This window comes from Halomonas sp. 141, from assembly GCF_002810305.1.
GTDB classification, from domain to species: Bacteria; Pseudomonadota; Gammaproteobacteria; order Pseudomonadales; family Halomonadaceae; genus Vreelandella; species Vreelandella stevensii.
Genome location: NZ_PINZ01000015.1, coordinates 40,661 through 53,037, shown reverse-complemented (window position 1 = coordinate 53,037; position 12,377 = coordinate 40,661). Strand labels below are relative to the sequence as shown.

11 protein-coding genes, 1 tRNA gene and 1 pseudogene are annotated in these 12,377 nt (G+C 58.6%); 7 read left to right on the top strand and 6 right to left on the bottom strand.

What is annotated here, in order from left to right; translation table 11 throughout:
- The first annotated feature begins 20 nt into the window (after positions 1–20).
- Positions 21–938: a LysR substrate-binding domain-containing protein gene (locus CWI66_RS09020; protein WP_081135964.1), complete on the top strand. Its 918-nt coding sequence runs from the start codon at positions 21–23 to the stop codon at positions 936–938.
- Between the two features lie 160 nt (positions 939–1,098).
- Entirely contained in the window at positions 1,099–1,395 is a 297-nt protein-coding gene (locus CWI66_RS18575) for a flagellin N-terminal helical domain-containing protein (protein ID WP_081135962.1), read from the top strand.
- Here CWI66_RS18575 and CWI66_RS09010 read toward each other — a convergent pair.
- Positions 1,315–1,871: pseudogene (locus CWI66_RS09010) on the bottom strand (IS5 family transposase); the annotation flags it as partial. The gene CWI66_RS18575 and the pseudogene CWI66_RS09010 overlap by 81 nt on opposite strands.
- A 76-nt stretch (positions 1,872–1,947) precedes the next feature.
- Between CWI66_RS09010 and CWI66_RS09005 the strand changes: the two are divergent.
- Entirely contained in the window at positions 1,948–3,528 is a 1,581-nt protein-coding gene (locus CWI66_RS09005; protein WP_081135958.1) for an ATP-binding protein, read from the top strand.
- 28 nt (positions 3,529–3,556) lie between these two features.
- Here CWI66_RS09005 and CWI66_RS09000 read toward each other — a convergent pair whose 3' ends face one another.
- The 4 genes from CWI66_RS09000 to CWI66_RS18005 all read right to left on the bottom strand — a co-directional run bounded on the left by CWI66_RS09000 (position 3,557) and on the right by CWI66_RS18005 (position 8,658).
- Positions 3,557–3,880: a helicase-related protein gene (locus tag CWI66_RS09000; RefSeq protein WP_081135956.1), complete on the bottom strand. Its 324-nt coding sequence runs from the start codon at positions 3,878–3,880 to the stop codon at positions 3,557–3,559.
- A gap of 189 nt (positions 3,881–4,069) precedes the next feature.
- Positions 4,070–4,387 carry a hypothetical protein gene (locus tag CWI66_RS18325; protein WP_232710811.1) on the bottom strand — a complete coding sequence of 106 codons (318 nt, stop codon included), beginning with the start codon at positions 4,385–4,387 and terminating at the stop codon, positions 4,070–4,072.
- The gene (locus CWI66_RS08995) at positions 4,363–5,052 is read right to left on the bottom strand and encodes an Rpn family recombination-promoting nuclease/putative transposase (RefSeq protein WP_232710810.1); all 690 of its coding nucleotides are present in this window, start codon (positions 5,050–5,052) and stop codon (positions 4,363–4,365) included. Before CWI66_RS08995 ends, CWI66_RS18325 begins: the two co-directional genes overlap by 25 nt.
- A gap of 99 nt (positions 5,053–5,151) precedes the next feature.
- The gene (locus CWI66_RS18005) at positions 5,152–8,658 is read right to left on the bottom strand and encodes a DEAD/DEAH box helicase (RefSeq protein ID WP_157808962.1); all 3,507 of its coding nucleotides are present in this window, start codon (positions 8,656–8,658) and stop codon (positions 5,152–5,154) included.
- A 316-nt stretch (positions 8,659–8,974) separates the two neighbouring features.
- Between CWI66_RS18005 and CWI66_RS18320 the strand changes: the two genes are divergently transcribed.
- Positions 8,975–9,136: an AAA family ATPase gene (locus CWI66_RS18320; protein ID WP_083844203.1), complete on the top strand. Its 162-nt coding sequence runs from the start codon at positions 8,975–8,977 to the stop codon at positions 9,134–9,136.
- Positions 9,137–9,354: 218 nt separating this feature from the next.
- Here CWI66_RS18320 and CWI66_RS08980 read toward each other — a convergent pair.
- Positions 9,355–9,431, bottom strand: a tRNA-Arg gene (locus tag CWI66_RS08980).
- A gap of 154 nt (positions 9,432–9,585) precedes the next feature.
- On the opposite strand from CWI66_RS08980, the gene CWI66_RS08975 reads away from it, so the two are divergent.
- Genes CWI66_RS08975 through CWI66_RS08965 form a run of 3 tightly spaced genes read left to right on the top strand, consistent with a single transcriptional unit; the run spans position 9,586 to position 12,364 of the window.
- Positions 9,586–10,584, top strand: a complete 999-nt coding sequence (locus CWI66_RS08975) for a TRAP transporter substrate-binding protein (protein ID WP_100731475.1) — start codon at positions 9,586–9,588, stop codon at positions 10,582–10,584.
- Entirely contained in the window at positions 10,584–11,105 is a 522-nt protein-coding gene (locus CWI66_RS08970; RefSeq protein WP_016915340.1) for a TRAP transporter small permease, read from the top strand. The genes CWI66_RS08975 and CWI66_RS08970 overlap by 1 nt, the downstream gene beginning before the upstream one ends.
- Positions 11,102–12,364, top strand: coding sequence for a TRAP transporter large permease (locus CWI66_RS08965; protein ID WP_100731474.1), 1,263 nt, complete (start codon positions 11,102–11,104; stop codon positions 12,362–12,364). The genes CWI66_RS08970 and CWI66_RS08965 overlap by 4 nt, the downstream gene beginning before the upstream one ends.
- Positions 12,365–12,377: the final 13 nt, after the last annotated feature.

Below are 12,377 nucleotides of genomic sequence, written 5' to 3'. Positions count from 1 at the left end.
CAGGAGCGCCCGCGTTCACCATGCGCAATCTTCCTTCCATCACCGCCATGCAGTGCTTCGAAGCGGCCGCCCGCCACATGAGCTTCACCCGGGCTGCCGATGAGCTGAACCTGACCCAGAGCGCGGTCAGCAAACAGGTGGCACAGCTGGAAACCACCCTGGAGCACAAGCTGTTTCGCCGGGTACGCCGCAGCCTGCTGCTGACCCCCGAAGGGGCGATTTTCCTGAGCGATGTGCGCAAAGTGCTGACCCAAATCGAGATGTCCACCCAGGCCATCATGACGTACAGCGGCCACAGCGAAGTGCTCAACATCGCCACCCTGCCCAGCTTCGGCAGCCGCTGGCTAGCCAACAAGCTGCCCTCGTTCATGGCGGCGCATCCTGGTATCAGCCTGGCGTTTCACGACCGCGTCGAGGATTTCGACCTGGAGCAGGAGAACATCGACATTGCCCTCTTGTATGGGCACGGCAGCTGGCCCAATCTGGCCTGCCACAAGCTGGCCGACGACCTCATGGTCGCCGTCGCCTCCCCAGCCTGGCTGGCCCAGCACCCGATTCATTCACTCGATGATTTGACGCAGCGCCCGCTGCTCCACCTTTCGACCCGCCCGGATGCCTGGCACCACTGGTTTGCCAGCCAGCACGTCATGACCGAGCGCAGCTACCACGGCACCCGTTTCGAAACCTTCCCCATGCTGGTCAGAACCGCCATGGCAGGCGGCGGCGTGGCACTGGTGCCCCACTTCACCGTGAATGAAGAGCTGGAGAGCCAACGGCTCGCCCTGGCATGGCCCTACCAACTGCTCAGCCGCAACGCCTACTACCTCGTCTACCCCGAACACCTGGGAGAACTCGCCAAGGTGCGCCGCTTCGTTGAGCATGTGGTGCCGTTTGGGGAATACAGAAAGAGCCTTGCAAGCCACAAATCAAGCAGTTAAGCAACACCAATCAGGCTGGTTACCTCAAGCACATACCGCATCATGAGAGTTGCAGTCGCAGCACGACAACAGACGTCCCATCATCTCACTCGCCAGCACGCTAAATTTATTTTAATATTTGTCGCAATATCTCACTATCGTGGACAAGAAGAGCGGAACAATGGCGACGATCAACACCAGTTTTGCTGCGCTCAAGGCACAGCAAAACCTGAATAATACTGGCGCAAAGCTGTCGACAAGTATTGAGCGACTTTCTTCTGGTCTTCGGATTAATAGTGCAAAGGATGATGCAGCAGGGCAAGCGATTGGTAATCGCATGGCGACCAACCTGCAAGCAAATTCCACCATCACGCGGGGAATCAACGACAGCGTTTCACTAGGCTTTGTACGAAAAGTTAGCTCGCAGGCAGCGGTCTATGCATGCCACGCATACCATCGCCCTAAAGCTGCTTGCTAACTTATCGTAGCGTGTGGCAATGCGGCGTAGCTCCTTTAGCCAGCTAAAACAGCGTTCTACCGCATTTCGTTGTCGATATTTAGGCTTATCAAACCGTCTAGGTAGACCTGGCCGCCTTCTTCGATACATGTTGCGTTGAGCTATGACCGGCTTCATCCCGTGCCTATCGCAATAACGACGCAGCTCATCGCTGTCATAGCCTTTATCAGCCACCATATAGCGACTACGTTTGCGCAGGCGCCCTACGTTACCAGGCAGATAAACGCTCTCTAATGTCGAAATAAAGTGCCGAGAGTCTGCCTCTTGGCCGGGAGACAGCGTGAATGCCAGAGGCCAACCATGACGATCGCAAACCAAATGAATTTTGGTGGTTAACCCCCCGCGACTGCGGCCAAGGGCATGATCTAGCGGTTCTTCAGAGCCCCTTTTTTGCCGCCTCCTGCGGCAGCACGGGTGGCACGAACCGATGTTGAATCACCACCTGCCCTACTTGCCACCGTGCTAAACTCATCGCCAACGACACAAGCGAACAGGTTATCATGGGAGTCCTCAATGTCATCTGCTCAACGCCGTAAACTCCCCATTGGCATTCAGTCCTTTGAGAAGCTGCGCAAGGGTCAGTATTACTACGTCGACAAAACGCCCTTGATTCACACCATGGCTGAAACGGGCGGTTACTATTTCCTCTCCCGCCCGCGACGGTTTGGTAAAAGCCTGCTGCTGGATACGTTGCGCTGCCTGTTTGAAGGCCATGAAACCCTGTTTGAAGGACTTTATATTCACGATAAGTGGGACTGGCAGCAGCAACACCCGGTACTACGCCTCAGTTTCTCCAGCGGAGTGGTTAACAGCCGCCAGGACCTGGACGCCAACATTCGTTATCAGCTGCAACAGCAGCGAGCAAACCTGAAAATTGAGACACCGCCGCCTGAGCGAATTGCCGACGATTTCGCCAACCTGATCGAGCACGCCCAGCATGTCCATGGGCAACGCGTCGTGGTGCTGATTGATGAGTACGACAAGCCCATATTGGATAATATCCTCGACGCTGACAGGGCTCGCGAACTTCGCGAGGGGCTGAAAAATTTGTATAGCGTGCTCAAGGATGCCGACCCACACCTGCATTTTGTGTTGCTGACGGGTGTCTCTAAATTCAGCAAAGTCAGCCTCTTTTCGGGGCTGAACAATCTGCGCGATATCACGCTTTCATCTGACTATGCCGCCATCTGCGGCTATACCGACCACGATGTCGATACCGTCTTTGCACCGGAGCTGCCCGGGCTTGACCGTGAAGATATTCGCCGCTGGTATAACGGCTACCGCTGGGGTGGGCAGGACGTTGAAGCGGTCTATAACCCCTTTGATGTGCTGCTATTGCTAGAAGAGCGTAAATTTAGCCCTTACTGGTTTGAGAGCGCCACGCCCACGTTTTTGGTGGACTTGCTGAAAGCACGCGGTGTGTTTACCCCGCAACTTGGCACCCTTCAGGCCAAGGCACAGTTGTTGGGCCGCTTTGATGTCGATGACATCGCAACCGAGGCACTGCTGTTTCAGACCGGCTATATCACCATCAAGGATATGCAGGAGCCGATGGTGGGCTACCAGCTGTACTCGCTGGGGTTTCCTAACCGGGAAGTCGAAAGCAGCCTGAACGAGTTTCTGTTGCCCGTGCTGGGTATCCCAGACAGCGACGCGCAAACCTATCAACTGGCGCTGTTTAAGGTACTGCATGAGCATGATCTAGCAGGGCTGGAAGGTCACCTCAAAGCTCTCTACGCCGGCCTGCCCCACGACTGGTATCGCAACAACCCCATTGCCAAATACGAAGGGCATTATGCCAGCGTGTTCTACAGCCACTTCGCGGCACTGGGGGTGGGCGTGACGGTGGAAGACGCCAGCCACCGGGGTAAAGTCGATATGAGCGTCGACTTCGGCGGGCATATTTACCTTTTCGAGTTCAAGGTCGTGGAGCAGCTGCCTGAGGGAAAAGCACTGGAGCAGATCAAAGCCAAAGGCTATGCCGACAAACACCGTGCCAGTGGCATGCCCATTCATCTCATTGGCGTGGAGTTTTCCAGCATTGAGCGCCAAATCGTAGCGTTTGAGGTGGAAACGCTTGCCACTGACACATAATATCTCCGGCCTCATCCATCCACTTAAGTTACGCCACCGGCGCAAACAGCAGTGCCAGGTCTTCCTCGTCGAATAGCGGGCCGCTACTCTGGCGTTCGGCACCGCCTTCCAAGATGGAAGCGGCCAGGGCTGCCTTGCGCGACTGCAAGTCGTGAATGCGCTCTTCTACGGTACCGACACACATCAGCTTGTAGACAAACACGGGATTCTGTTGGTCCATGCGATGGGCACGGCCTGTCGCCTGTGCTTCCACCGCCGGATTCCACCAAGGGTCGTAATGAATCACGGTATCAGCCACCGTGAGGTTGAGTCCGGTGCCGCCAGCCTTGAGGCTAATCAGAAAGACCGGAATCTCACCTGCTGAAAGCGCACTACGCGCTGTGTTCGCGTCTTACCGGGGGTATCGCCCGTTAGGGTGGTGTAGGCGATGCCGTCCTTCTCCAGCGCCTGCCCAATCAATCCCAGCATCTCGGTGAACTGCGAAAACACCAAGGTATGCCGCCTTTCCTCAATCACCCGGGAGTTTCAGCTAACAACAGGCTTAATGCTTAAACATATCGCCCAGGTTATCGGCGAACAGAACTTCACGCATCCAGCCTTTCAATTGATCATGATCGGCTTGGCTAAGCTGCGCTTCTACCCACTCGGGCACATCACCAAACTTGAAATTGAGTTGAGTACGCACAACTTCACGTGCTTCTGCCAAGCGACCTTCTTGCAGGCCTTCTTGCCGACCTTCCAGGCGCTCTTTCTTGACAAGATTTTCTAAGTTCTCTGCCAACATGGCTTTATCCTCCATCAGGCTGTCTAGCCGATCCAGATTGACCTCGGCACTCAGCCCAAGTGCCGCTTTAGCCAACGAGTGATGATCCGGTCGGTGCGTTCCTTGTTGGGGTCGGCCTGAATAATTGCCACCACACGATCCACCGCATTTTGCAGAGCTTCCCAGCTTTCTCCAGCGTTTTCCACGCCAAAAACACCACTAAGCGGTGTCTGGCGCAGGCCTAACTCTTCGTTAGTATAGCGCCCTTCGTCGACCAGGTAATAGCGAAGACGCGGCTGGTAGACCTGCAGGAAACTCGGCGGTTCCGGCCGAATCATGTCGTATATGTTCAGCGGTGCCGTCCAAGGCTTGGCGCCGTTGTACAGAACCACTGGAAACACCGGTGGCAAGCCTTGTCTGGGAACGATGGCTTTCTGCTTAAGCAGCTCGCTGTAAAAGCAGGCAACGTAGTGCATCAACCGAATCGGCATGGTGCGGTCAACTGATGACTGAAACTCCAGCAGAATGTAAAGAAATACGTCCTGCTTCATACCCTGCCAAGTCACCTCCACCGACCACACCACGTCTTCGATCTTCTCTTCAAACAAGGGCGTAATGTAATGACCGTTGTGTTTCTTGAGGGTCGCGAAGTTCATTAGCCCGGCGATGTCGGAAGGGGCAAAGCCTTCAATCAGTTGCTGCACGAACTCGGGGTGGCTGAATAGCTCTTTATATCCCGTATCATGATGATGAGTCGCCATCGCGTGTCCCTGCTAATCGTTTGGCAACAGAACACCATGGCGGGTGATGCGTGGCCTTAGGGCAGTGGCATGGAGGTTGTTTTTGCTTTGATGCCTGAACTACGCCACCGGCGCAAACAGCAGCGCCAGGTCTTCCTCGTCGAATAGCGGGCCGTCACTCTGGCGTTCGGCACCGCCTTCCAAGATGGACGCGGCCAGGTCTGCCTTGCGCGACTGCAAGTCGTGAATGCGCTCTTCCACGGTACCGGCACACATCAGTTTGTAGACAAACACCGGGTTCTGCTGGCCCATGCGATGGGCACGGCCTGTCGCCTGTGCTTCCACCGCCGGATTCCACCAAGGGTCGTAATGAATCACTGTATCCGCCGCGGTGAGGTTGAGCCCGGTGCCGCCGGCCTTGAGGCTAATCAAAAAAACCGGCACCTCCCCCTGCTGAAAGCGCGCTACGCGCTGTGTTCGCGTCTTACCGGGGGTATCGCCCGTTAGGGTGGTATAGGCGATACCATCTTTCTCCAGTGCCTGGCCGATCAGCCCCAACATCTCGGTAAACTGCGAAAACACCAGGATACGCCGCCCCTCTTCAATCAGGGGCGGCAACAGTTCCCGCAGTTGATCAAGTTTCGCTGAGCGACGCACCTTTTGGGCGCTGTCGAGTTTGACCAGCCGCGGGTCGCAGCATACCTGGCGCAGCTTGAGCAGCGCATCCAGCATCACGATGCCGGAACCGGCTAGGCCACGTTCGGCAACGGCTTGTTGCACGCGCTGGTGCTGGGCGAGACGTAGGCTCTCGTAGAGTTCTCGCTGAGCACCGCTCAGGGTGATTTCGCGACGCGTCTCGGTCTTATCGGGCAGTTCACCGAGCACCTGCTGCTTGGTCCGGCGCAGCATCAGCGGCGCTAGGCGTCGAGAGAGCTGCTCGCGAAGCGCAACATCTCCCTCCTTCTCGATAGGCGTGCGAAAGCGCTGACCAAACCATTGCTGGCTACCCAGCGCGCCTGGCGCCACAGCATCCAATTGAGCCCACAGCTCGCCCAGGTGATTCTCCAGTGGCGTGCCGGTCATCGCCACGGCACGCTTGGCCTTTAGCGCGCGCACCGCTCGCGCGGTCTGGCTGGCCGCGTTCTTGATGGCTTGGGCTTCATCAAGCACTAACAGGCCGAATGCCGTTTCGCCCAAGCGCTCAAGGTCGCGGATCAGGAGCGCATAGGTGGTAATGACCAGGTCGGCATCGGGTAGCGCCTCCGCGAACTGACGCTCACGCTGGGCTTTGCCGCCTTGCAACACCACCACCTGGAGATCCGGCGCGAAGCGCGCGGCTTCGGTGCACCAGTTACCCACCAAACTTGTGGGGGCAATCACCAGGGTCGGCCCCTTGAGCGAACCACGAGCCCGCTCATCAAGCACATGCGCCAGGACTTGCACCGTCTTGCCCAGTCCCATGTCATCGGCCAGGATGCCGCCGGTGCCGAGCTCGGAAAGAAAACGCAGCCAGGCCAGGCCGCGGGACTGATAGTCGCGCAACTCACCGACAAAACCGGGTGGTTGGGGTAAGCTCGCCGGCAGCTCGCGTAATCGCTGGGCCAAAGCGCTCACTTCTTCACGCCCTGCCCAGCGCTCGTGCTCGGCGACAGGCGCCACTTTCTCGGCGGCCGTTAGCGGCAATGTCACGGACGCGTCGGGGTCGCGCTCATCGCCCAGCCAATCCAAGATCGGCGTCATTAGCCCACGCAGCCGAGACAAGGGCAGCGTCAAACGGCGATGATCGTCCAGTTCCAAGGTCCAGCTCGCGTCATCGGCCTCCTCTTCGCGGGGCTCCAGGGGAAAATCCTCGCGCTTGAGCAGTTGGCGCAAAATGGGCAGCAGGTTAACCCGCTCGCCTTCCACCTCAATATCCAACGCCAAATCAAACCAGCCGTTACCGGCCGGCTCCAGTTCGCCGTACCACGCCTCGGGCTCAAGATAGATAGGCTCTTTAGGGAAGTCTTCACTGAATTCGATGAGGCAGCCCGCTTGGCGCAACGTGTCTATCATCTCCCACCACTCATCAGGACCGGCGAGGTGCGTTGGCCACTCTGTCGCCCGTGTGGGCGGCGTACCGTGGTGAGGCAATAGCAACGTCCAGGGCGGCAGTTCCAGATATGCGGGTACCGTGCTCTTCTTCTCCAAGTGCTCAAGGGTCACCATGCCCGAGGGCAGGCCATACACCAGGGTCCGCTCGGCCTGGGTATCGCGCTGTATCGTCAGCCGCTGCCCATCCCGGTATCCATTGGCGGTGTCACCCTCTTCGGGCGGTACCTCAATGCCTGCATAATCAAAGCTCACCACGCCGGCGCCCACCTGAATCCAGCGGGGTAGTGGCGCCCCATGGCTAAACCCAAGCTGCCCTTCCGCGACACACATCGTCACTTTGAGTTGGGGTGTAACATCCTTGAGTGTTTGCTCTTCTATCCGTGTCGGTGTGGGCAGGCGTTCAGCCAGTGTGGGTGCCTGCTGAAGCCGTTCGCCCAGCCATTCGCTGATGTCCGGTGGCAGCGGCGGCGACCGATACAGCTTGTCGAGGAGCTCAGGCGCACCCTCCATCCGCCCGAACTGGCCGCGTTCGGGGTCGAGATAGCAGAGGCCACGACCGACTCTGGCGATGATCGCCTCGGAGGAGAGGGTGTCTTCTGGCACGGTGGTCGGATGTAATCGTTGTACGCCTTCACTATCCGCTTGCCAACTCGGTGACAATTGGCAGGTAGGCCCCCGCTCAAGCCGGGTGCCCGTCTGCCTGCGATGAAACAGCAATGGGGGTGTTTCACTCTCCAATAACGCCCATAAGGCCCGGGCCTGAAAAGAATGTGACACCAGTGCCCACATGCGCTGCGTGCTTGACCACGTCACTTCGTGCTCACCGTGCATCAGCTGATCAATGGCCTCCTCCTGCTCGGGGAGCCAACCTCCCTCGGGGGCCGGCACTAGCGCTCCTGACCGACTGACTTCAATACTACGAGGTGCCACCCAGCCGTTACCGCGGCTCTTCTGCTTGCCAGGACGCAACCAGGCGGGCAGCACGGATAAGACAGGCGTTGGGCCCACCTGGTCACGGCTGTCCAGAAACAGCGCAAGTCGATATGTCGCCTCGACACGTTGCCCCTCGCCCACGGATGCCGGCGACTGGTCGAGTTCCTTGATCCACTTTTCCCAGCGCTGTTTAAGCGATTGCTGCGTGTCCGTCTTGCCCGAAGCGCCGTTGTGCGGCTGACGCTCTGCAAACACCTCAGCCCCATTGCCCATCCGGTTGAGAAAGGTCTGGATAAGCGCCACGGCGTGTTTACACCTGACACCCACTGGGCAGCTACAGTCGGTGATGAGCGTCTCATCACGCCCGAGAATGCCAATGGTGACATCCGTGTGGTAAGGCTCGCGCTCGCTCCCCTCCACGTCGCCTGATAACGTCAGCCACTCCGCATCAAGCTCCAGACTCAGCTCACCCAGCACGCGACGCTGATTGGCATAACGCTTGCCGCGCTGCAACGAATTGGCGTCGAAGAAACCCTGCCAATCATTCTGATGAAGCGCGATAAAGAGGGCCATGGCATCATTGGCGCGGGAGTGGTCAGACACAGAAACCTCTAAAAGAAGAAAAATTGGGTGATAAAAAAGCAGTAGTGCGGCGGGACATACGCCCGTTTGAACGGTTCATCATCGCAATCGTTGTCGTGAGGGCGTAATTCTACTCGACACTTCACGTGGTGGGTAACTACCGCTACAAGTCTACCTCTACGCGACCGTGCTAAACTTCCCACCCACACCAAGCGTGAACGGTATCGTCATTGGAGGCCCGCATGTCATCCGCCCATCGTCGCAAGCTTCCCATTGGCATTCAGACCTTTTCGATATCCGCGAAGGCGATTACTACTAAGTCGATAAAACCCCGTTCATTGAGCGCCTAGCCAACCAGAACAAATACTATTTTCTGTCCCGTCCTCGCCGGTTCGGCAAGAGCTTGCTGCTGGACACCCTCCGTTGCCTGTTCGAGGGACGCCAGGCGCTTATAAGCACTAGCTTACGATACTCAGCCGACTTAAGCATCTTGTGCTAAGCGGACGTGAGAATATCGATAGTTATACCCACAAGCGACACACTGGGTAGCAGAACGCTAATATGCGTGTGACACACCGGTGTCAGATAAAAGCCATAGGTCAGCGGCTGAGTAGCAAGTCTTGAAGGCAATATTGGCAGGCGTGACACATGGATGACACAGATTTGACACAGCCAAAACAAAAGGGCCTACGCGTTAACGTAAGCCCTTGATATGTTTGGCGCGCCCGGCAGGAATTGAACCTGCGACCTTCGGCTTCGGAGGCCGACACTCTATCCAACTGAGCTACGGGCGCTTTGGGTGCGTATCGTACCCGTGTGGGCGCGTGGTGTCCAGCCGCTTGGCGGTTTTCGGCGCGTAGATGATTGACCGTTTTCCCTGCGGTGGTGCATGCTCTGGGGGCACTTTTGCACCTCGCACCTACCCTGATCCGTTTGGGAACATAATAAATGAAAACATTTGCACGTAGTACGCTGGCACTGGGCATCTCACTGGCGCTGGTGGGCGCCGCGAACGCCAACGAATTTGCCGACATGAACCCCGTCACCCTTCGTTTGGCCCACGTGGTGAACGAGCAGGATGGCTTCCATATTGCCGCTACCAAGTTCGAAGAGCTGGTGGAAGAGCGCACCGAAGGCAAGGTGAACATCGAGATCTTCCCCAACGCCTCGCTGGGCGATGAGCGCACGCTGCTGGAAGGCATGCAGATCGGCACCGTGGACATGGGCGTGATCACCAACGGGCCGGTGGCCAACTTCGTGGAAGAAATGGCGGTCTTCGAATTGCCCTTCCTGTTCCCCACTCCCGAAGCCGCCTATGACGTGCTGGATGGCCCCATTGGCCAGGAGCTGCTGGACAAGCTGGCCGACGTGAACCTGAAAGGCCTGGCCTACGCCGAGCGCGGCTTCCGCAACCTGACCAACAGCGAGCGCGCCGTGAACTCGCCGGAAGACCTGGATGGCCTGCGCATTCGCGTGATGGAAAACCCGGTGTACACCGATACCTTCCGCGAGCTGGGGGCCAACGCCATCCCGATGGCCTGGACCGAAGCGCTGACCGCCATGCAGCAGGGCACCATCGACGGCCAGGAAAACCCGGTGAACGTGATTCACTCGTTCAAGCTGGATGAAACCCAGAACTACATGACCCTGTCACGCCACACCTACGCCCCGGCGATTTTCGTGATGGGCATGCCCGCCTGGAACCAGCTGCCGGAAGCCGCCCAAGACGTCATCCGCCAAGCCGCCCAGGAAGCCGCCGAGCATGAGCGTCAGGTGAACGCCGATATGGAAGCCGAACAGCTGGCCGCCCTGCGCGAAGCGGGCATGGAAATCAACGACTCCCCCGATATGGAAGCCTTCCAGGCCGCCGTTGCGCCGGTTTATGAGAAGTACGGCCAGCAGTTCGGTGATTACCTGCCGCGCATTCAGGAGGCGCTGCAACAGTGATGTCGTTTGCACAGCCTCTATTGACGCTGCTGCAACGCATTGAACGCGGGCTGGATGCCATCATCCAGCCCGTGGTGTTTGCGGGCATGGCAGCTTTAATTGGCGTAATCACGCTACAGATCGTCTCACGGGTGCTGTTCAGCGCCGTGGGCTGGACCGAAGAGGTCGCGCGGTTTCTGCTGGTGTGGATCACCTTTTTAGCGGGCACGCTGGCTTTCCAGCGTGGGCGGCACATTGCGGTCACCTTTGCGGTGGATGCCCTGCCCCTGCCGCTGCGCAAGCTGGCCAGGTTGGCCGCGCTGGCCATCGTGCTGGCCTTCATGGTCACACTGGTGGTCATCGGCCATCGCTACATGCAGGTACAAAGCTTTCAGAAGTCGGCCGCGCTGCGCCTCTCGATGACCTACGTCTACGCCGTCATCCCGCTCTCGGCGGGCATCATGGCGTGGTATGCGCTGGTAGACATAATCGAGGTGCTGGTGCACGGGCAGCCCATCACCGCCCAGGAGGAAGTGCTATGACGCTGGTGCTGTTCGGGCTGTTCTTCCTGTTCATGCTGCTGGGCATACCGATTGCCTTTGCCATTGGCGCCAGCACGCTCTACGCCCTGCATCAGTCGGGGGTGCCGCTGATGGTGGTCACCCAGCAGATGTTCCAGGGCATCAACTCGTTCGCCCTCGTGGCCATTCCCATGTTTATCCTGGCCGGTGATTTGATGGCCCAAGGCAAGGTCAGCGAGCGGCTGGTGAGCTTTGCCGATTCGCTGGTGGGCTTCATGCGCGGCGGGCTCTCGGTGGTCTCGGTGATGGCGGGCATGTTCTTCGCGGCCATTTCCGGCTCGGGGGCGGCCACCACGGCGGCGGTGGGGTCGAGCCTGGTGCCGGAGCTGAAGCGCAAGGGCTACGATCCCGCCTCGGCGGCCAGCCTGATCGCCGCCAGCGGCACCATCGGCGTGGTGATACCGCCTTCGGTGCCGATGATCATCTACGCGGTGATTGCCCAGCAGTCGGTCTCCAAGCTGTTCCTGAACGGCTTCTTGCCGGGGCTGGCCATGGGCCTGGCGCTGATGGCCATTGCCATCACCCAGGCGTACAAGCGCCAGTACCCGAAAGGCACGCCGCTCTCGCTGGCCACCATTTGGCGCACGTTGAAATCGGCCAGCTGGGGGCTGATGACGCCGGTGATCATTCTGGGGGGTATCTTCTCGGGGATTTTCACGCCGTCGGAAGCGGCGGTGGTGGCGGTGAACTACGCGCTGCTGGTGTCGCTGTTCGTGTACCGGGACTTGACCCTGCCCCAGGTGTACAAGCTGTTGATCCGTTCGGCGATGACCACCGCCGTGATCATGCTGGTGATTGCCATGTCGGCGGTGCTGAGCTGGACGCTCTCCAGCTGGCAGGTGCCCGGCGCAATTGCCCAGTCGGTGCTGTCGCTCTCCACCAACCCCTACGTGATCATGCTGCTGGTGGTGGCGGTGATTCTGCTGACCGGGGTGTTTATCGAAACGGCCAGCGCTTTGATCATCCTGACCCCGGTGCTGCTGCCGCTGGTGCTGCAGCTGGGCATCGACCCGATCCACTTCGGGCTGATCATCGTGGTGGGGCTCTCGATTGGCATGATTACCCCGCCCGTGGCCATCAACCTTTACGTGGCCTCGTCGGTGACTCAGCTGCCGCTGGAACGCATTACGCAAGCCATCCTGCCGTACCTGCTAGGGCTGATCGGCGTTCTGCTGCTGGTGGTTTACGTGCCCATCCTGCTGGGCTGGTCGGGCCACTGAACCGACGCCTCGG

Coding starts and splice junctions, on each gene's coding strand:
- CWI66_RS18575 (WP_081135962.1), top strand. CDS start 1,099: ATGGCGACGATCAACACCAGTTTTGCTGCGCTCAAGGCACAGCAAAAC.
- CWI66_RS08965 (WP_100731474.1), top strand. CDS start 11,102: ATGACGCTGGTGCTGTTCGGGCTGTTCTTCCTGTTCATGCTGCTGGGC.
- CWI66_RS08995 (WP_232710810.1), bottom strand. CDS start 5,052: ATGGCGACTCATCATCATGATACGGGATATAAAGAGCTATTCAGCCAC.
- CWI66_RS09005 (WP_081135958.1), top strand. CDS start 1,948: ATGTCATCTGCTCAACGCCGTAAACTCCCCATTGGCATTCAGTCCTTT.
- CWI66_RS08970 (WP_016915340.1), top strand. CDS start 10,584: ATGTCGTTTGCACAGCCTCTATTGACGCTGCTGCAACGCATTGAACGC.
- CWI66_RS08975 (WP_100731475.1), top strand. CDS start 9,586: ATGAAAACATTTGCACGTAGTACGCTGGCACTGGGCATCTCACTGGCG.
- CWI66_RS09020 (WP_081135964.1), top strand. CDS start 21: ATGCGCAATCTTCCTTCCATCACCGCCATGCAGTGCTTCGAAGCGGCC.